The sequence below is a fragment of the Pseudomonas sp. IPO3747 genome (genome assembly GCF_013385245.1).
In the GTDB taxonomy this organism is placed as follows: domain Bacteria; phylum Pseudomonadota; class Gammaproteobacteria; order Pseudomonadales; family Pseudomonadaceae; genus Aquipseudomonas; species Aquipseudomonas edaphica.
In genome coordinates this window covers 204,402-223,065 of sequence record NZ_JACAQL010000002.1, presented here as the reverse complement: position 1 = coordinate 223,065, position 18,664 = coordinate 204,402, and the positions used below count along the sequence as shown (strand labels likewise).

The window sequence follows — 18,664 nt, the reverse complement described above, 5'->3', positions numbered from 1 at the left end:
CTCACACTAGCGCGTTTCGTTTTGCCATCTCGATAAGTTCTACCAAGGACTTGGCTTTAAGTTTTTGCATCAGCCTTTTTTTGTAGGTGCTTACTGTCTTGTTACTTAGAAACATACCTTTGGCGATTTCTTTGTTTGTACGACCTTGTGCAAAAAGTTGCAGCACCATCAGTTCCCGGTCGTTCACGGCCTTGAATAACTCAAGTTCCAGTGCGTCCTTGCTGTCGGCGCCATTGGAATTGAGTGCCTGGCTGGGGAAGTAGTTGTAGCCAGACAGTACCGCACGAATGGCACTCAGCAGTTCGCTCAGGTCGCCTTCCTTGCACACATAGCCGTCTGCGCCCGAGCGCATGCAGCGGGTGGCAAACAACGTCGGGCTCTGGGCCGTCAGGATCAGGGTTTTCATCGAGGTGTTCATCGCGTTGAATCGGCAGAGCACTTCGAGGCCGTCGAGTTTTGGAATACTGATGTCCAGGATGATCAGGTCGGGCAGGCATTCGCGAACCATTTGTATCGCGTCACAACCGTTGTCCGTTTCGCCAACGATTTTATAACCTTCGTGTTCCAGCAACATGCGAATCGCCAGCCTGATAACCGGGTGATCATCAATGATAAAAACCGTGTTCATAATCATATTCCATGCAAGTGCAAATAAAGCGGGCACATTAGCTCAGAAGAAGAGGGAGGAGGACGAGCGTTGGGGGGAGTAGATATAAAACAGGAGAATTCCTACATAATAAAAGGTAACGACCTACGGTTCGATAAGGCTTTGCGTCGTCGGATGTAAGTAATAGTTGGATCAGTAAGCCTTGGAGCCGTGCCTGGGATTCGGCGATGGTTTTGCGGCGATTGTTTACCGGTGAACGGTGTTTATAGTCCTACAGTTATAACGAGAGCAGTGGCGCAATCAACTCTGTCAGTGCATCTTTATTCAGGGGCTTCAATAAATAACCAAGCAGGGGCAGCCCGCGCCGCCGGGCCTGGAGTGTCAGGTTGGACAACTCTGTTGCGGGCAGCCCGCTCAACAGGATTGCGCCGGTGATGAAGTGTTGGCGGCTGGCAATGTCTACCAGTTCCAGCCCAGGCAGGTCAGGCAGGCATTGATCGCACAGCATCAAGTCAAAGGGGCGGGTGGCGCAAGACATCGAGCGGATCGCCTGCTCGGCATTTTCCGCAAGGGTCAGTTGTTCGAAACCGAAGCTTTTGAGCAGGCACTGCGTGGCCAGGAGTTGAAAGGGATGATCCTCCACCAATAGGATTCGAAGACGGGGTATGGGCATAGAAGGCACATGGCTCAGTCAGAGGGGCGTGACGTAGGAATTGCGTGTCAGGTTCGCAAGAAGCGTGCGCGATTATTCCTCGAGCCGATGTGCGAATTCGATCAGGCCGCTCTGTTCCCGTCGTAGGTAAAGTCTGTACGGGACGCAGGCGGCATAACCTAAGGTTTTACTGTGGGCTTGAACGCCCGGTCATCTCCCGTGCCATTTCGGTGGCGTAGCTGTCGGTCATGCCGGCGATAAAGTCGATCATGCGCAGAAACGAAGCGTGCAGCGACCAGGCTGGGTTCGGCGCGCTGTTGCCCAGCAAGTCAAGGATGCGTCGGTTCTTGAACGACGGCGTACGCCCGCCATGCTGCTCCAGGGCGGCACCGCAAAACGCGTTCAACAGGATTTCCAGGGTGGTGTAGGCGCCGATCTCGTGCAGGGTCTTGCGTTTGTCCTGGAAGATTTTTTTGCGCGCCATGTCCTTGGCGTCCAGTACACAGCGCTTGGCCGGGCCGTGCATGTGTTCCACCAGGTCGCCTGGCAGCGTGCCGGCGAGCAATGCGTCCTGCTGCTCGACGAAGGCGCGTGCCGCCGCATTGGTCAGGTGCTCGATGGCCTTGCCGCGCAGGATCGCCAGCTTGCGCCGGCGTGAATCCTGCGGGCCCAGTTGCCGGTAGGTCTGGGGCAAATCATCACCCACCAGATCTAGCAGCAGCGACTCGACTTCGGCATATTCGAGCAGCTCCATTTCCAGGCCGTCTTCGAGGTCGATCAAGGCGTAGCAGATATCATCGGCCGCCTCCATCAGGTAGACCAGCGGGTGACGGGCCCAGCGTTGCTCTTCCAGCTGGGGCAGGCCGAGCTTGTGGGCGATCTGTTCAAGGATCGGCAACTCGCTCTGATAACAACCGAACTTATGCTTCTTGTAGCCCAACGAATCCGCGTGACGGGCGGTCCAGGGGTACTTCAGGTAGGTGCCGAGGGTGGCGTAGGTCAGGCGTGTGCCGCCGTCGAACTGATGGTATTCCAGCTGGGTGAGCACCCGGAAACCTTGGGCGTTACCTTCGAAATTGAGGAAGTCATTGCGCTCGGCCGTGCTCATGTCATCCAGCCAGCCGCGTCCGGCTGCCTGTTGGAACCAATGGCGAATAGCATCTTCACCCGAGTGCCCGAACGGCGGGTTGCCGATGTCATGGGCCAGGCAAGCCGATTGCACCACCATGCCCAGGTCGCTTGGCTCGCACCAGTCGGGCAGGGCGCTGCGCAAGGTTTCGCCGACACGCATGCCAAGGGAGCGGCCGACGCAGCTGACTTCCAGGGAGTGGGTCAGACGTGTATGGATATGGTCGTTACTGGACACCGGGTGCACTTGAGTCTTGCGGCCCAGGCGGCGGAACGCGCCGGAGAAAATAATCCGATCGTGGTCTTTGTGGAACGGGCTACGGCCGAGTTCTTCCGGGCTGTGCAGGGGTTTTCCAAGACGTTCGCGGGTAAGCAGGGTGGGCCAATCCAAGGCGGTTACTCTCCGTGCGGTGAATGACCCTCCCAGCTTCCCGGTTCAGCGCGGCATCGGCAAGCAAAAATCTACAGGCCGGCCGCATCGATATCGATTAACAGCAAGCGCTGACCGTTATCGAAGAACTGCCCGGCGGTGAGGCAGTACTGGTTGGTGGTGGCATCGCGGTAGGTCGACGACAGCGTCAGGCGCCGCTCCTCCCAGCCTTCGGCGAGCAGGTGATAGAAGTATGGCCGCCATGACCAGTTGTGGCCCAGGTAGCGGCTGTCGGCTTGCCAGGCATCCTGGCGCCACTCGAAGTTGGGCGTCAGTTGGGTGCCATGGCGGTCGCACTGGTAAAAGCGCAGCAGCCATGGAAAGTCCGGCAATTGGGGCAGTTGATCGAGCGGCGCGCGGGCCTGTGCCCAGCGTTGGAGGATGCTCATCAGCTCGGCCAATTGCACGCGCAACTGCATCACACGGCCACGCTCGGCGAGTTTGTGTTGCACGTAAACCCCGCGCAGTTGGGCAAAGCGCGCGACGAACGCATCGGCCGCAAACCAGTCCAGTTGGGCCTGGGCAAACAGATAGCCCTGCACATAACGTGCGCCGCACTCCAGGGCAAAATTCAGTTGCGCCTCGGTTTCCACGCCCTCGGCGATGATCCAGCAGCCGGTTTTTTCGGCCATTTGCGCCAGTGCCCGCACCACGTCACTGCTCGGCCCGCCTTTGGCGGCTTCCTGGAACAGGCGCATGTCGAGCTTGAGAATGTCCGGCTGCAGCGCCAGTACGCGGTCGAGTTGCGAATAGCCGGCACCGAAGTCATCGATGGCGATGCGTGCGCCAGCGTCGCGGTAGCGTGCGACCACCTCGGCCAGGCGCTGGATGTCGCCGCCCAGCTCGGTGATTTCAAACACAATGCGCCGCGGATCGACATTGTGGGCCTGCACTTGTTTCAGGCTGGGCAAGGCTTGGCCAGGGCGCAGGCGGTTGATCCAGCGCGGTGAGATGTTCAGGCTCAGAAACCAGTCGGCGGGGGCTTCATGCAGGCGGCTCAAGGCATTCTCGCGGATCTGCCGGTCCAGACGGCGCAGGGCCACACCCGGTGTGCGTGGGTCGGCAAACAGCGGGCCTACCGACTGCAAGTGACCATCGGCCTGACGCAAGCGGCCCAGGGCTTCGACGCCGGCAATGCGCCCGGTGGCGGTGTCGATGAAGGGTTGGAAGCAGGCGAGCGGTTGCCCGTCGATCACGGGGCCTCCTTAAGAGAGCTGGCGAAAAAAGGCCCGGCCCTCAATGACGAGGGCCGGGCCGATTCTGTTTGCAAGAATGCAGCCAGCCAGCTTCAGCCTTTACGCTGCATGGCCAATTTGATCAGCGGGATCAAACCGGCACCCAGCCGCACCAGGCGCGTCAGGCTGCTGATGCCGCCGCCCTTGGCGCCCTTGCCGGTGAAAAAGCCCATCAGGGTCACCGCCGCCACGCCCCACAGCGGCGCGTGCTTGATGCCCAGGCTGTCTTGCCAGTTGTGGCGCATGTCGCGCATTTTGTTCAACGGCGCCATCAGTTGCTGGGACTCGTGACGAATCTCCTGGCGATGCATTTCCATGCGCAGGCGAATCAACGCCTTGCGCATTTCCCGGCGCGAGGTGTTTTGCGGGATTTCAGTCATGCTCATGGCAGCAGGCGCTCCCGATCATTGGCCAACTCTTCAAGGGTGGCGTGGAAGGGCGTGGATTCATCGAACACCGCCGCTTTCAAGCGCACCCCGCAGAAGGCCGCGGCCAGGCTGTAGAACACGCAAAGGCAGATAATCCCGGTGAGACGATAGCCGGTGTCCCACACCAGAATCATCACCAACGTCGACAACCCCACCAGCAATAACAGCGCAAACACCAGCGCCAAGCCTGCAAACAGCAGCAGGCTCACGGTGCGGGCCTTCTGTTCCTGCAACTCGATGCCAAATAATTCGACGTGGCTGTGCAGCAAGCCCAGAACGGCTGCGCCCAGGCGTCGTGAAGTGGAACTGGTGCCCGTGGACGAGCCGGTTTCGCCGATAGACATGATAGTTAGCGCCTTGTAGCCAGCAGACCGATCAAAAAGCCCACGCCGGCGGCAATGCCTACAGACTGCCAAGGGTTGGCCTGCACGTAATCTTCGGTGGCCGTGACCGCCGCCTGGCCGCGTTCACGCAGGGAATCTTCGGTCAGTTGCAGGGTTTCACGGGCTTTGAGCAGGCTTTCGTGAATCTTGCTGCGCAGCTCATCGGCCTGGTCACCGGCCAGCACGGCGGTGTCGTCGAGCAACTTTTCGGTGTCACTGACCAGGGTTTGGAAATCCGCCATCAGTATTTCTTGAGCAGTCTTTGCAGTTCTTCTGGCCATGGGTATCTCCGTGATTGGCTGATCTGGTTTGGTACGTGTGGTTTCGAGTCACCGGTTTCGGTGAAGGTTCACTTCAATTGTCTGGTACAGCTTTTGCTTTGCCTTGGTGCGCAGGCCCTGGGGCTTGCGCCGAGTCGGGGCGGATCGAGGCCAATGCCTGGAAAAACCTTACCCTAAATCACACAAACTCGCGGAAAAACCCTGTCGGCAACGGCCCATTGTGTTGATCGCTGCGCTAAAGCGGTTCACGCCCTCTCAAGAGGGGCGGTGCCGGTGGTGCCAATTTAGTGCGCGCAACCCTGGCTTGAACCGCTTTGGTGCTTTTTGCCTTGAATGCAGGCCTGCCAACCTCCATGGAAAATTTGCAAAGCGCAGTGGACACCCTCGTCCACAGCTCCAATACCCTGTTTATCCTGATTGGTGCGGTCATGGTCCTGGCCATGCACGCCGGCTTCGCGTTCCTGGAAGTCGGCACCGTGCGCCAGAAAAACCAGGTCAACGCCCTGTCGAAAATCCTCAGTGACTTCGCCATCTCGACCCTGGCTTATTTCTTTATAGGCTATTGGATCTCCTATGGCGTGAGCTTTATGCAGCCGGCGGCGGTGATCAGCGCCGATCACGGCTATGGCCTGGTGAAGTTCTTCTTTCTGTTGACCTTCGCGGCAGCGATCCCGGCGATCATTTCCGGCGGCATTGCCGAACGCGCCAAGTTCGCCCCGCAGCTGTGTGCCACCGCGCTGATCGTGGCGTTTATCTACCCGTTTTTCGAAGGCATGGTGTGGAACGGCAATTTTGGCCTGCAAGCCTGGTTGCTCGCGCGCTTTGGCGCCAGCTTCCATGACTTTGCCGGCTCCGTGGTGGTGCACGCCATGGGCGGCTGGCTGGCGCTGGCGGCGGTGCTGCTGTTGGGCCCGCGCAACGGGCGCTACAGGGAAGGGCGGCTGGTCGCGTTTGCGCCTTCGAGCATTCCGTTCCTGGCGTTGGGTTCGTGGATTCTGATCGTCGGCTGGTTCGGCTTTAACGTGATGAGCGCGCAAACCCTCAACGGCGTCAGCGGCCTTGTCGCCGTCAACTCACTGATGGCGATGGTCGGCGGTACGGTCGCAGCCTTGGTGATCGGCCGCAATGACCCTGGCTTCCTGCACAACGGCCCGCTGGCAGGGCTGGTGGCGATTTGCGCCGGCTCCGACCTGATGCACCCGGTGGGCGCACTGGTCACGGGCGTGGTCGCGGGTGGGCTGTTCGTGTGGTGCTTTATTGCCGCCCAGGATCGCTGGAAGATCGACGACGTGCTGGGCGTATGGCCGCTGCATGGCCTGTGTGGTGTGTGGGGCGGCATTGCCTGCGGGATCTTTGGCCAGACCGCATTCGGTGGCCTGGGCGGCGTCAGCCTGATCAGCCAGTTGATCGGCACCGCGCTGGGCGTGGCCGTGGCATTGGGCGGCGGCTTGCTGGTATACGGCGTGATCAAGCGCGTGCACGGGCTGCGTCTGAGTCAGGAGCAGGAGTATTACGGCGCGGATCTGTCGATTCACAAAATTGGTGCGGTCAGCCAGGATTGATCGACTGTCTGGCAACAGGCTGGCCCGCTCGCCACAGTCAGGTGGGTGGGCTTAGAATGGTTGCCTGTTTTTGATCGGGTCCATTCGCCATGCTTCCTGAATGCCAGTTGTTCGGCACCCTGGGTTGCCATCTCTGTGAGCTTGCTGAAGCCGAAATCATGCTGCTCGTCGAGGGCGGGTTGCTGGTGGAGTTAGTGGATATTACTGACCCCGACGACCTCACTGAAGTTTACGGGCTGCGCATCCCGGTGCTTCGGCGCGCCGATACAGGGGCGGAGCTGGATTGGCCGTTTGAGAGCGAACAGGTGGTCAACTTCCTTAAATAGCGCGAACCCGGTGGCTTGCCGACCACCAGGCTTTGGTTGTTCAAGCGCTTTAAGTGTTCTCCAGACCGCAGCGCTCATGCGCGATCAAGTCATCGTGGGTTTCGCGCCGCCGTATCAATTTGGCGTGTGCTCCCTCCACCAGCACTTCTGGTGGGCGCCCTCGGGAGTTGTATTGGCTGGCCATGCTCATCCCATAAGCGCCACATGAGAAAATCGCCAACAAGCTTGCGTCTTCCAGTACGGGCAAGGGCCGGCCTAATGCGAAGTGATCGCCGGTTTCACAAATGGGGCCAACAATGTCGACCTCTTCCAGAGGCGCGGCTCCCGCCTCACGGACGCTTTCGCTCAACGCCGTCCAATGGCCGGAAAAGTCGCCAAATCGGGTTGGCCAGATGACGTGATTCGCGCCGTATAAAGTGGGGCGCAGCAGGACGTTCATACCCGCATCAACAATCGCAATCTTGCGATCCCAGCCTTGTTTGATGTACTCGACCGTGGTGAGTAAAACGCCCGCGTTCGCGCTGATCGAACGGCCCGGCTCAATGATGAAGCGCAGACCACGACGTTTCAGTTCTTGCAGACGCTCACAAATATGCGCTCCCGTTTCAGTCAGTGAACAGACGGGATTGCTTTCGTTGCCGTATTGCGCTGGAAACCCACCGCCGATATTGATGAACTCAATCGGGCAGTCAGCGGCCTGAAGCCGGTTGACCATTTCTTCAATCTTGTCGATGGCAGACAAGTAGGTGTGGGCCGATGGGATCGGGGACCCGAGATGTATATGGATGCCAACGACATCGACGCTCGCGTAACGCTTTGGGGCAAACAGTTCATAGGCGCGTTCAATCGGTATGCCAAATTTCGTCTGGCGGCCGCCAGTGGCCGTTTTCTCATGGGTACCGGCATCCACCACATCCGGATTGACCCGAATGGCCACCTTTACACGCTTGCCGGCCGCCGACGCTACCGCATCCAGGCGCAGCAGCTCTGCCTCGGACTCCACATTGAAAAGGAATACGCCCACGTCAACGGCATAGCTGATTTCTTCGTGGGACTTGCCGACACCCGCGAACACTATCTTGTCTGCGGTCACGCCTGCCATCAGTGCCCGGTACAGTTCACCGCCACTGACCACATCGAGGCCGGATCCTTGGTCGACCAAGAGCTTGAGGACGCTGAGATTGCTGCAGCTTTTAACCGAGAAACAAATCAAAGGCGCCAGTGCAGAAAATGCGTTTTGTAGTACGGCATAGTGATTTTTCAGCGTCTGTGCTGAATAGAGATAAACAGGGCTGCCGTGCTGTTCGACAATGGCATTTACATCCACTTGCTCTACATGTAAATGGCCGTTGATAAAATTAAAATGGTCCATCTTCCTACCTCGATTGGATGACTCCGACTAAACGCACTGACAACTTTCTCGGCGCAGACGATGCAAGTGTGCATGGCGAAAAAATAAAGAAAAAATATCAAAATGATGGCCATCTATTCATTTCTGATATGGTTCGACCCATTCAATTCAACGCGTGGGTGTGCTCATGAATTTCAGTTTTCGCCATGTGGAAGTGTTCTGGGCGGTCATGACCACCGGCAGTGCGACCGCTGCCGCGGCATTGCTGCATACCTCGCAGCCCACTATCAGCCGCGAGCTGAGTCGTTTTGAAACTTTGACTCAGTTGACCTTGTTCAAACGCGCGGGCGCGAAACTGATTCCCACCGAGCATGGCCTGATGCTCTTCGATGAAGTTCAGCGCAGCTATGTGGGCCTGGCTCGCGTCAAGAACGCCGCTGAGGCCATCCGGCACTTTCGCCATGGGCAAATTTCGCTGACCTGCCAGCCTGCGTTTTCGAATGCCTTGCTGCCACAGGTCTGCCAGGATTTTTGTATTAAGTTCCCGGGTGTCAGCATCAATGTCACGCCGCAGGAATCTCCTGCCCTGGAAGAGTCACTGACGGCTCAGCGTTATCATTTGGGGCTGACTGAAACCCTTGAGACACCACCTGGAACCCACAGCGAAACCTTGTTAAACCTTGATGTGGTGTGTGTATTGCCTTCTCATCATGTGCTCAATGCAAAAGCAGTCCTCACGCCAGAGGACTTCAATGGGCAAAACTTTGTTTACCTTGCGGCGGATGACCCCTACAGGATCAAAACCGACGCGATCTTTCAGCAGGCGGGCATTGAGAGACGGCTGGTGGTCGAAACGCATAACGCCAGCGCTGTGTGTGCGACCGTAAACCTGGGTGTGGGCGTAGCAATCGTCAATCCGCTCACCGCTCTGGACTATGTAGGCAGAGGTTTGCAGATCCGGCGTTTTTCCCATTCGATTTCTTACTGTGTGAGTGTCGTGCGGCCGTTGCACCGCCCTGAATCGTCCAGCGTCATTCACTTTGTGGATGTGCTGCGCAGCCATTGTCAGCGCATAAGTGCTCAGTTGCAGAACCTCTGAGCAGGCCCACTGGTCGCGCACGGGTGGTCTTGATTGCACAGGCGCGTTTTCGCGATGGCGAGTTTCCGAATATTAAGTTACTGTATGTTTGTACAGCGATTGAATAGAGGGAACGCCCGTGGTGAATGTTGAACAACTGAAAAGCAGCGTCAATCGCATGTCCGCCGACGTCGTGCGCGACGCGGTGAATGAGCTGCGCCTCGACGGCCTGGTCACGGAAGGCAAGACGCCGTTTAACAAAGTGCATTTCAATACCTGCTTTGCCGAGATCGAGGCGTTGTTCCAGCGCGCTGGTTACCACAAGCAGCTGGACGTGGTGGGTTACCAGGGCTTGTTGTACGCGCTCTACGATCCCGGCCGCTGGGAAGCGGTGGACGTGTTGCGCTGGCTCAAGGAATTTACCGAGGCGGCCAGCGCCTCGCCGGTGTTGCGAGCGCAATTGGCCAAGGCCTGAGATCCGCCCTAGGCCCAATCGCGTTCCATGCGGGATAATGCCTGCCGGTTTATCCAGGTTTCGAGCATTGCATGTCCACATCCGCTTTCTCTGCGTCCCAGCATCAAGCCAGCACCTTGTATCTGCCACCCGGCCCCTGGGCGACAGTGCTCGATTGCCTGTGCGAGCACTTTCCGGCGATCAGCCGTGAACACTGGCTGGACCGCGTCGCCCGTGGCCGCGTCTTGGACATCAATGGCCTGCCAATCAGCCTGGACCTCGCCTACAAGGAAGGCCTGTGCATTTATTATTTCCGCGAAGTGCCGAATGAGAAGGTGATCCCGGTTCAGGAAAGCATCCTGTATGCCGATGAGCACTTGGTAGTGGCCGACAAACCACACTTTCTGCCGGTGACCCCGGCCGGCGAATACGTCGAGCAAACCCTGTTGCGCCGCCTGATTCGTCGCCTGGATAACCCCGCGCTGGTGCCCCTGCATCGCATTGATCGGCACACGGCGGGGCTGGTGCTGTTCTCGGCCAACCCGCAAACCCGGTCGGCGTATCAACAGCTGTTCCCCACGCGGCGCATCGATAAATTCTACGAAGCCATTGCCCCGGCCTTACCCGACCTGACCTTCCCGCTGGTGCATAAAAGTCGCCTGGTCGATGGCCAGCCGTTCTTTCGCATGCAGGAAGGGCCGGGCGCCAGCAACACCGAAACGGCGGTGCAAGTGCGCGAGAAAAATGGCGATCTGTGGCGCTACGGCCTGTTCCCCGTGACCGGCAAGAAGCACCAGCTGCGGGTGCACATGACGGCGCTGGGGGCGAGTATCTGCAACGACCCGTTCTACCCCGATGTGCTCAAAGATGCCGAGGACGACTACGCCAACCCACTCAAACTGCTGGCTCAGGGCGTGCGCTTTATTGACCCGGTGACCGGTGAACAACGTCATTTTCGCAGCCGCATCACCCTCGACTGGTAACCGCCAGAAACGACAAGGCCCGCACATGGCGGGCCTTGTGGGCAAACGCTTAAGACTTACAGGTCTTTAACGGTGCGAACCTGATCCTTGTTGATACGGGTCTGCTTGCCGTCAAGTTGTTCGAACTCGTAGAAGCCCGAAGCCTTGTCGTATTTAGGGGTGTCGACGGCCTGGATTTCGCGACCGTCATTCAGGGTGATCACTGTAGGCGAAGCGCAACCGGCGAGAGTGGCGAGGCCCAGTGCAAGCATGAGAGCGGCGATGGTCCGTTGAGTCATGAGTTTGTCTCCAAGAGAATTCTTTTAAATAGCTGACCTTGTGACGCGCATGGCGTCGACAAAGTTCCTTGTGCGAGGTTCATTCTGACACGCCAGACCCAGGGTGCAACAGCTCGGGTGTATTCAGATTGGCCAGGCGTGGGTCGTCAGCTTGGCATTCCAGGCCCACACCGCCCAACTGCAGGAATATCTTGCGCGGGCTGCGCTCACCGGCGTCCCATGCCTGTTGTACCTGGGTTTTGAGGTGGGTGGGGATGATGCAGATCAAGGGTTCCCAGAACTCGCCATGGCGTACCATCACCGGCACCTGCGGGTTGCGGTGTGCCGTCTCACACAAATCGGCCAACAGTCCCACGTCGATGTTGGGTACGTCACACGGCAGTATCAGCACATGCGCATGGCGCGCGGCGGCCAGGCCCGCGCGGATGCCCGCCAGCGGGCCGGGGAAGTCCGGGCTGTCGTCGCTCACCAACTGGTCGGCATAGGGCGCGTACTGCTCATGGTTGCGGTTGCACGAGATGATCAGGTCATTGGTCAGCGGTCGGGTCAGGCGCTGCAAATGTGCAACCAATGGCTGGCCGTGCCAGGGCAGCAGGCCTTTGTCCTGGCCGCCCATGCGTTGGCCACGGCCGCCGGCCAGCAGCAGGATCGAACAAGGCAGGGGCGAAGAATCAAGCGACATGGTGGTTCCGCAGCGGCAGGCAAATAGGGGCCTGTGATATAACATCGGGCTGTTCATTCGACAACCGGACCAAGCCATGAAAGCCAAGGCTGATGCGCCCTTCGTACCCCTCAATATCGCTGTGCTGACTGTCAGCGACACCCGCACCCTGGACACCGACACCTCCGGCCAGGTCTTCGTCGATCGCCTGGCCGCCGCCGGCCACAACCTGGCCGAGCGCGTGCTGCTCAAGGACGACCTGTACAAAATCCGCGCCCAGGTCGCCCACTGGATCGCCGAAGACGTGGTGCAAGTGGTGCTGATCACCGGCGGCACCGGCTTCACCGGCCGCGACAGCACGCCCGAAGCCGTCAGTTGCCTGCTGGACAAGCAGGTCGATGGTTTTGGCGAGCTGTTCCGCCAGATCTCCGTGGCTGATATCGGCACCTCCACCGTCCAATCACGCGCCCTGGCCGGCCTGGCCAATGGCACGCTGGTGTGTTGCCTGCCGGGTTCGACCAACGCGGTGCGCACCGGTTGGGATGGCATCCTTGCCGAGCAACTGGATAACCGCCACCGCCCGTGCAACTTTGTGCCGCACCTGAAGCAGGCCGAACCCTGCGAATCCCGTGGATAAGCCTGGCAAGTCCGGTGCACTGATGCCGGTGGAACAAGCGCTGCAGCAACTATTGGACATGGCTGAAGCAACGCCGATTCGCGAGCACGACGTGCAGCCCTTGGCCGAGTGTGATGGCCGCGTATTGGCGCAAGATTTGGTCTCCACCCTCGACCTGCCGCCCTGGCCCAACAGCGCCATGGACGGTTACGCCCTGCGCCTGTCGGACTGGACCGGCGAGCCGCTGCCCGTGAGCCAGCGCATCTTCGCCGGCCAGGCACCGCAGCCACTGGCGGCCGGCACTTGCGCGCGCATCTTTACCGGCGCGCCCGTGCCCGAAGGCGCCGATTGTGTAGAGATGCAGGAAAACGCCGTGGTCCACGCCGACGACCGCGTGAGCTTCACCGAGCGCTTGCGGGCCGGCCAGAACATCCGCCCCCAAGGCCAGGAAACCACGGTCGGCGAGTTGGTGCTAAACGCAGGCACCCGGCTTGGCCCGATAGAGCTGGGCCTGGCTGCTTCCCTCGGGCATGACTGTTTAAGTGTGGTGCGCCGGGTACGCGTGGCCGTGCTGTCCACCGGCGATGAACTGATCGAACCCGGCCTGCCGCTGGGGCCGGGGCAGATCTACAACAGCAACCGGCGTGTGTTATGCAGCTGGCTTGTGCGCATGGGCTGTGAAGTGATCGATGCCGGGATTCTTCCGGATGACCTGGAAAAGACCCGCACACGCCTGGCAAGCCTGGGCAGTGTCGACCTGATCCTGTCCACCGGCGGTGTCTCGGTCGGCGAGGCGGACTTTCTCGGCATCGCCCTGCGCGAAGAGGGCGAACTGGCCCTGTGGAAACTTGCGATCAAACCAGGCAAACCGCTGACCTTCGGGCACTTTCGCGGTGTGCCGGTGATCGGCCTGCCTGGCAACCCGGCGTCGACTTTGGTGACCTTTGCGCTGCTGGCCCGGCCCTATCTGCTGCGCCGCCAAGGCGTGCAGGACGTGGCGCCGCTGCGCTTCGAAGTGCCGGTGGGGTTCGTGTGGCCTCAGCCGGGCAACCGCCGCGAGTACCTGCGCGGGCGTATCGAGCAGGGCCGGGCGATTATCTACCGCAACCAGAGCTCCGGCGTGCTACGCAGCGCGGCGTGGGCCGAAGGGTTTGTGGAGGTGTTGGAGGGGACGACACTCGATATTGGCGACCGCGTCAATTTCATTCCCTTGAGTGAAGTCCTGAACTGACAATAGAGACCGACTGTGGGAGCTGGCTTGCCTGCGATGCAGACACCTCGGAGTGTCAGGTACACCCGGTTGATGCCATCGCAGGCAAGCCAGCTCCCACATTTGGATTTGTGTGCAGCTAGTAATCATCCCCACGTGCCGTCACATCCCGCTCCACCGGCTCGGCATTCGGGTCATAGCCCACCGGGAATTTGCCCTTGAGCGTCCACGCAAACGCAATAATCTCGGCCACCGTGCGGTACAGCTCCTCGGGGATGCTGTCGCCCAATTCCATGCGCGCCAGCAGTTTCACCAGCTCGGCATTCTCATAGATCGGCACTTCATTTTCCCGCGCCAACTTCAAAATGGCTTCGGCCAGGGCATCGTCGCCCTTGGCCGTCAGGGTCGGCGCTTGCTGGCCGTCGTACTTGAGGGCAATCGCCTGGCGTGGCGGAAGGGAGTTTTTCATGCGGTTTCATCCACCCAGCGTTGCTCCAATCCGGTTCGTGGCCCACGTGGCGGCGTACCGAGGTGGCAGTCCAGGTCGCCGACATTGATGCCCGAGGTCACCAGGCGCTCGCGCAAGCTGCCCAAGTGGCTTTCGATCAGGCTGGCGGTAAACGGGCGCGAGGCCCACAGCTGGCTGGACAATTTGCCCTGGGTCAGTTGCGCCTGCACCTGCAACGGCCCCAGCGGCTCCATGTCGAAGGCCAGCTCGACGCGCCAGAGCATTTGCTTGGGGTCTTTCTTGTCCTTGCGCTCCGGTTGGTCCTTGTCCGGCGGCGGTTCTTCACGCTGGAACTTGACCTGCAACGGCACAATGTCCTGCAAGGTGCGCATGGGGATTTCCAACTGCCAAGTGGTTTGCAGGCGGCCATCGGCGGTAGTGCCGGTTTGCTCCAGGCTCGATAACTGGTGGCTTTGCAGCCGGGAAATGGCCCCGGCGGCCAGGCGCAGCAGGTTTTCCAGGTCGCCTTCGCCTGCAAGTTTGGCCATCAGCCGGTCCGGCAGCGGAAAGCCCGCCGGGGCTTGTCGTGCGCCGATCTGGCCGAGGGTGCTGAGCGGGTTGCGCACGAAGTTGGGCAGTACCTGGGCCAGGGTATTGGCGGCGAGGATGGCGTTCAGATTAGTGGCGGCGGGCAGCAGTTCGGCGACCAGCCGCAGCAGGCTGCCTTTCATGTCCAGCGGTGGCACTTGCGGGTCTTGCCCGGCCAGCAGTTTGGCTTCAAGAAACACGCCGCTACTTTGTACCAACTGCGCCAGCACCTTGGGGTTGCTGACTTGCGCCAGGTCGGGCAGGGCGTTGAGCAAGCGCGCGGCGGCGGCGCGCAGGTCGCTGGAGGTGGTGTCGTCGGCAGGCAGGCTTTGCAGCGCGTTGAACAGCACATCCAGCGAGCCTTGGCGACTTTGCTGGGTCGACAACTGTTGCGCCACGGCCAGTTGATCCTTGAGACCGCTCAACGGCACGAAATTCAGGGTCTGCGCGTTCTGCACCACCGCACTGAGCAAGCTGCCGACCCGCAGCGGCTGCGGGCTTTCCAGACTCAACGTGGTGCCGGCCAGGGCGTTATTGAGCACGCTGACCAATGAGCGATAGATCGCCGGTTGCGCGGTGCCTTGCGGCAGCATCTGGGTGGTCAGCACCTTGGCCTGCAACAGCGTGCCCACCGGCAGTTGCGTGGTGTCGATGCGGGTCAGGGCGGCCACATTGGCGCTCAGGGCTTGCTGCAAGGTGATGGTCAGGTTGCCGGTCGGCGTCTGGCTCACCGCCACGTTGCTGCCCAGCGGCAACGGCTGGGCGCTGCTGGCCTGTACCAATGTCTGGCGGCCGCCTTCGAGGGTCAACTTGAGCAACAGCTGAAACGCATCGCCGCCTTGTTTAAGCGCTATCACCTCGGCGTTCGCGGTTTTGCCAGGGTCGATCAGGCCGGTCTGCGGCTCCAGCAGTTTCAACAACTCGCCGGTCGGCGGCAGCGGGGCAGGCCCGGGCGTCGGTGCTGGCGGCAGCGTAGGAAGGTTGATCTCACCGGTCATCGTGCGCGTCGTCTCTGGGGAAATTGCCCTCTTTAGAGTAGGGCATCACATGTATAATGCCGCCCGTCTGCAAAGAGAGCGGTAAAAACCTCACAACTATTTGATCCAGCTCTCTAAAATCGGTCGCCAAAGCCGTTATTGTGCACTTCTCTATAACGGCCGCTGCACCGCCGACTTGAACCGTAAAGGCCCGCGATCTTTTGACCAGCCCTCTTCTAGAAGCCGTAGCGCTTGCCTGTGAACGCGACCTGCGCCTGCTGTTCGAGCACCTCGAACTGCGGCTGGCGGGCGGCGACATGGTGCAGATCAGCGGCCCCAATGGCAGCGGCAAGACCAGTTTGTTGCGCCTGCTGGCCGGGTTGATGCAGCCGACGGCCGGTGAGGTTCGACTCAACGGCAAGCCCCTCAACGAACAACGCACCGAGCTTGCGCGCAACCTGATCTGGATCGGCCACGCCGCCGGCATCAAGGACGTGCTCACGCCGGAAGAAAACCTCAGCTGGCTCAGCGCCCTGCATCATCCGGCGCCCCGCGATGCCATCTGGCAAGCCTTGGCCGCTGTTGGCCTTAAAGGCTTCGAAGATGTCCCTTGCCACACCTTGTCCGCCGGCCAGCAGCGCCGCGTGGGGCTGGCACGTTTGTATCTGCCTGGCCCGCCGCTGTGGATTCTCGACGAACCCTTCACCGCCCTCGACAAGCAGGGCGTCGCCCAACTCGAAGAACACCTGGCACAGCACTGTGAACAGGGTGGCCTGGTGCTGCTCACCACCCACCACACGCTGGCGCGCAGGCCCGCCGGTTACCGCGACCTGGATTTAGGGCGGTGGTCGGCATGAGTGTGTTCGCGCTGTTAGTCGCCCGTGAAGCCCGCCTGTTGTGCCGTCGCCCGGCTGAATTGGCCAATCCTTTGGTATTTTTCGCCATCGTCATCGCGCTGTTCCCGCTGGCAGTCGGCCCCGAGACTAAACTGTTGCAAACCTTGTCCCCGGGACTGGTGTGGGTGGCCGCGCTTTTATCGGTGCTGCTCTCGCTGGACGGGCTGTTTCGCAGTGATTTTGAAGACGGTTCCCTCGAACAGTGGGTCCTTTCGTCGCACCCCTTGCCACTTCTGGTACTGGCCAAGGTGCTGGCACACTGGGTTTTTTCCGGCTTGGCGCTAGTATTGCTCTCGCCGCTGCTGGCGATGATGCTCGGCTTGCCCGTTGAGTGCCTGTCGGTGTTGCTCCTGTCCTTGTTACTCGGTACGCCGGTGCTCAGCCTGTTGGGGGCGGTGGGCGCAGCGTTGACCGTCGGTTTGAAGCGGGGTGGCCTGTTGCTGGCCCTGCTGATTCTGCCTTTGTACATCCCGGTGTTGATCCTGGGCAGCGGCGCCTTGCAGGCCGCGCTCATGGGCATGCCGGCGACCGGTTACCTCCTGTGGCTTGGCAGCCTGACCGCCCTGGCGGTAACCCTGACACCCTTTGCTATAGCGGCTGGCCTGAAGATCAGCGTCGGCGAATAATGAGGTCTGGCCAAGTGTTATGCCTTGGCCAGTAAAGACCCTGAGCTTTGCGCAATGACGCACAGCCACCGTGATGGAAACAGCAATGAACTGGACCTGGTTTCACAAGCTCGGCTCGCCCAAATGGTTTTACGGCATCAGCGGCAAATTGCTGCCGTGGTTGAGCATCGCCGCCATTTTGCTGATCGGCATCGGCCTGGTCTGGGGCCTGGCCTTCGCGCCGCCGGACTACCAGCAAGGCAACAGCTTTCGCATCATCTATATCCACGTGCCTGCCGCCATGCTGGCCCAGTCCTGCTACGTGATGCTGGCCGTGTGCGGCATCGTCGGGCTGGTGTGGAAGATGAAACTGGCCGACGTGGCCCTGCAATGCGCCGCGCCCATCGGCGCGTGGATGACCGCCGTGGCGCTGGTCACCGGCGCGATCTGGGGCAAACCCACCTGGGGTTCGTGGTGGGTGTGGGATGCGCGACTGACCTCCATGCTGATCCTGCTGTTCCTGTACTTCGGCCTCATCGCCCTGGGCAATGCCATCAGCAACCGCGACAGCGCGGCCAAGGCCTGTGCGGTGCTGGCGATTGTCGGCGTAATCAACATCCCGATCATCAAATACTCGGTGGAATGGTGGAACACTCTGCACCAGGGCGCCACTTTCACCCTCACCGAAAAACCGGCGATGCCCTTGGAAATGTGGGCGCCGCTACTGCTGATGGTGCTGGGGTTCTACTGCTTCTTCGGCGCCGTGCTGCTGATGCGCATGCGCCTCGAAGTGCTCAAGCGTGAAGCCCGCACCAGTTGGGTCAAGACCGAAGTGCAAAACAGCCTGGAAGCGCGCGGATGAACTTCAACTCGTTCAGTGAATTTCTCGCCATGGGCCATCACGGCCTGTATGTCTGGACGGCCTATGGCATCTGCCTGGCGGTGCTGGCCCTCAACGTTGCCGCGCCGATCCTGGCCCGCAAGCGTTACCTGCAACAAGAGGCGCGTCGTTTGCGCCGGGAGACCGATAAGTGAATCCGCTGCGTAGAAAGCGTCTGTTGATCATCCTCGCCATCATGGCCGGCGTCGGCATTGCCGTGACCCTGGCCCTGAGCGCCTTGCAGCAGAACATCAACCTGTTCTACACCCCGACCCAGATCGCCAATGGCGAAGCGCCTGTCGACACGCGCATCCGCGCCGGCGGCATGGTCGAGAAGGGCTCCTTGAAGCGTTCCGGTGATTCCCTTGACGTGACCTTTGTGGTCACCGACTTCAACAAAGCCGTGACCATCACCTATCGCGGCATCCTCCCGGACCTGTTCCGTGAAGGCCAGGGCATCGTCGCCCTGGGCAAGCTCAACGCCGACGGCGTGGTGGTGGCCGATGAAGTACTCGCCAAGCACGATGAGAAGTACATGCCGCCGGAAGTGACCAAGGCGTTGAAAGACAGCGGCCAATCGGCCCCAGCACCTGCCAAGGAGGGCTAA

Annotated in this window: 24 protein-coding genes; 12 read left to right on the top strand and 12 right to left on the bottom strand. The window is 60.3% G+C overall.

Features of this window, described 5'->3' with window-relative positions:
- Position 1: 1 nt before the first annotated feature.
- The 7 genes from HX790_RS02250 to HX790_RS02220 form a co-directional block, all read right to left on the bottom strand.
- Positions 2-628 carry a response regulator transcription factor gene (locus tag HX790_RS02250; RefSeq protein ID WP_017136176.1) on the bottom strand — a complete coding sequence of 209 codons (627 nt, stop codon included), beginning with the start codon at positions 626-628 and terminating at the stop codon, positions 2-4.
- A 256-nt stretch (positions 629-884) separates the two neighbouring features.
- Complete coding sequence (locus HX790_RS02245; RefSeq protein WP_017136177.1) at positions 885-1,280, bottom strand: response regulator; 396 nt, start codon at positions 1,278-1,280, stop codon at positions 885-887.
- Positions 1,281-1,446: 166 nt separating this feature from the next.
- On the bottom strand, positions 1,447-2,778 hold the full coding sequence (locus HX790_RS02240; protein WP_138450032.1) for a deoxyguanosinetriphosphate triphosphohydrolase: 1,332 nt from the start codon (positions 2,776-2,778) through the stop codon (positions 1,447-1,449).
- A gap of 71 nt (positions 2,779-2,849) precedes the next feature.
- Complete coding sequence (locus HX790_RS02235) at positions 2,850-4,013, bottom strand: EAL domain-containing protein (RefSeq protein ID WP_169985702.1); 1,164 nt, start codon at positions 4,011-4,013, stop codon at positions 2,850-2,852.
- 92 nt (positions 4,014-4,105) lie between these two features.
- Entirely contained in the window at positions 4,106-4,438 is a 333-nt protein-coding gene (locus tag HX790_RS02230; protein ID WP_017136180.1) for a hypothetical protein, read from the bottom strand.
- A complete protein-coding gene (locus HX790_RS02225) occupies positions 4,435-4,824 on the bottom strand; it encodes a phage holin family protein (RefSeq protein WP_017136181.1) in 390 nt (129 codons plus the stop codon). The genes HX790_RS02230 and HX790_RS02225 overlap by 4 nt, the downstream gene beginning before the upstream one ends.
- A gap of 5 nt (positions 4,825-4,829) precedes the next feature.
- Positions 4,830-5,144: a YqjD family protein gene (locus HX790_RS02220; protein WP_017136182.1), complete on the bottom strand. Its 315-nt coding sequence runs from the start codon at positions 5,142-5,144 to the stop codon at positions 4,830-4,832.
- 353 nt (positions 5,145-5,497) lie between these two features.
- On the opposite strand from HX790_RS02220, the gene HX790_RS02215 reads away from it, so the two are divergent.
- Together HX790_RS02215 and HX790_RS02210 are read left to right on the top strand one after the other, a co-directional pair.
- Positions 5,498-6,706, top strand: coding sequence for an ammonium transporter (locus HX790_RS02215; protein WP_138450029.1), 1,209 nt, complete (start codon positions 5,498-5,500; stop codon positions 6,704-6,706).
- 89 nt (positions 6,707-6,795) lie between these two features.
- A complete protein-coding gene (locus HX790_RS02210; RefSeq protein ID WP_169985704.1) occupies positions 6,796-7,032 on the top strand; it encodes a glutaredoxin family protein in 237 nt (78 codons plus the stop codon).
- Between the two features lie 49 nt (positions 7,033-7,081).
- Here the strand turns inward: HX790_RS02210 and lysA are convergent, their stop codons facing one another.
- A complete protein-coding gene (lysA, locus tag HX790_RS02205) occupies positions 7,082-8,404 on the bottom strand; it encodes a diaminopimelate decarboxylase (protein ID WP_170038989.1) in 1,323 nt (440 codons plus the stop codon).
- A gap of 166 nt (positions 8,405-8,570) precedes the next feature.
- Between lysA and HX790_RS02200 the strand changes: the two genes are divergently transcribed.
- The 3 genes from HX790_RS02200 to HX790_RS02190 all read left to right on the top strand — a co-directional run bounded on the left by HX790_RS02200 (position 8,571) and on the right by HX790_RS02190 (position 10,898).
- Entirely contained in the window at positions 8,571-9,482 is a 912-nt protein-coding gene (locus HX790_RS02200) for a LysR family transcriptional regulator (protein WP_099549060.1), read from the top strand.
- A gap of 118 nt (positions 9,483-9,600) precedes the next feature.
- Positions 9,601-9,936: a hypothetical protein gene (locus HX790_RS02195; protein ID WP_003189932.1), complete on the top strand. Its 336-nt coding sequence runs from the start codon at positions 9,601-9,603 to the stop codon at positions 9,934-9,936.
- Between the two features lie 71 nt (positions 9,937-10,007).
- Complete coding sequence (locus HX790_RS02190; RefSeq protein WP_099549059.1) at positions 10,008-10,898, top strand: pseudouridine synthase; 891 nt, start codon at positions 10,008-10,010, stop codon at positions 10,896-10,898.
- A 56-nt stretch (positions 10,899-10,954) separates the two neighbouring features.
- On the opposite strand, the gene HX790_RS02185 is transcribed toward HX790_RS02190, so the two are convergent.
- Together HX790_RS02185 and mobA are read right to left on the bottom strand one after the other, a co-directional pair.
- Entirely contained in the window at positions 10,955-11,176 is a 222-nt protein-coding gene (locus HX790_RS02185; RefSeq protein WP_017136187.1) for a YgdI/YgdR family lipoprotein, read from the bottom strand.
- Between the two features lie 79 nt (positions 11,177-11,255).
- Positions 11,256-11,858 (bottom strand): molybdenum cofactor guanylyltransferase MobA, encoded by a 603-nt coding sequence (gene mobA / locus HX790_RS02180; RefSeq protein ID WP_017136188.1) that lies wholly within the window; start codon positions 11,856-11,858, stop codon positions 11,256-11,258.
- A gap of 76 nt (positions 11,859-11,934) precedes the next feature.
- Here mobA and moaB point away from each other — a divergent pair, with 76 nt between their 5' ends.
- Positions 11,935-12,474 carry a molybdenum cofactor biosynthesis protein B gene (gene moaB / locus HX790_RS02175; protein WP_017136189.1) on the top strand — a complete coding sequence of 180 codons (540 nt, stop codon included), beginning with the start codon at positions 11,935-11,937 and terminating at the stop codon, positions 12,472-12,474.
- 22 nt (positions 12,475-12,496) lie between these two features.
- On the top strand, positions 12,497-13,684 hold the full coding sequence (gene glp, locus HX790_RS02170) for a gephyrin-like molybdotransferase Glp (protein ID WP_050547735.1): 1,188 nt from the start codon (positions 12,497-12,499) through the stop codon (positions 13,682-13,684).
- Positions 13,685-13,802: 118 nt separating this feature from the next.
- Here glp and HX790_RS02165 read toward each other — a convergent pair whose 3' ends face one another.
- Both HX790_RS02165 and HX790_RS02160 read right to left on the bottom strand, forming a co-directional pair.
- Positions 13,803-14,132 carry an EscU/YscU/HrcU family type III secretion system export apparatus switch protein gene (locus tag HX790_RS02165; protein WP_099549057.1) on the bottom strand — a complete coding sequence of 110 codons (330 nt, stop codon included), beginning with the start codon at positions 14,130-14,132 and terminating at the stop codon, positions 13,803-13,805.
- Entirely contained in the window at positions 14,129-15,697 is a 1,569-nt protein-coding gene (locus HX790_RS02160) for a flagellar hook-length control protein FliK (protein ID WP_176991183.1), read from the bottom strand. The genes HX790_RS02165 and HX790_RS02160 overlap by 4 nt, the downstream gene beginning before the upstream one ends.
- A 200-nt stretch (positions 15,698-15,897) precedes the next feature.
- On the opposite strand from HX790_RS02160, the gene ccmA reads away from it, so the two are divergent.
- From ccmA to ccmE, 5 genes are all read left to right on the top strand, one after another.
- Positions 15,898-16,533, top strand: a complete 636-nt coding sequence (gene ccmA / locus HX790_RS02155; RefSeq protein WP_017136193.1) for a cytochrome c biogenesis heme-transporting ATPase CcmA — start codon at positions 15,898-15,900, stop codon at positions 16,531-16,533.
- Entirely contained in the window at positions 16,530-17,198 is a 669-nt protein-coding gene (ccmB, locus tag HX790_RS02150) for a heme exporter protein CcmB (RefSeq protein WP_176991182.1), read from the top strand. The genes ccmA and ccmB overlap by 4 nt, the downstream gene beginning before the upstream one ends.
- A gap of 85 nt (positions 17,199-17,283) precedes the next feature.
- Positions 17,284-18,039, top strand: coding sequence for a heme ABC transporter permease (locus HX790_RS02145; RefSeq protein ID WP_017136195.1), 756 nt, complete (start codon positions 17,284-17,286; stop codon positions 18,037-18,039).
- The gene (gene ccmD, locus HX790_RS02140; RefSeq protein WP_017136196.1) at positions 18,036-18,212 is read left to right on the top strand and encodes a heme exporter protein CcmD; all 177 of its coding nucleotides are present in this window, start codon (positions 18,036-18,038) and stop codon (positions 18,210-18,212) included. The genes HX790_RS02145 and ccmD overlap by 4 nt, the downstream gene beginning before the upstream one ends.
- Positions 18,209-18,664 carry a cytochrome c maturation protein CcmE gene (gene ccmE / locus HX790_RS02135; RefSeq protein ID WP_017136197.1) on the top strand — a complete coding sequence of 152 codons (456 nt, stop codon included), beginning with the start codon at positions 18,209-18,211 and terminating at the stop codon, positions 18,662-18,664. Before ccmD ends, ccmE begins: the two co-directional genes overlap by 4 nt.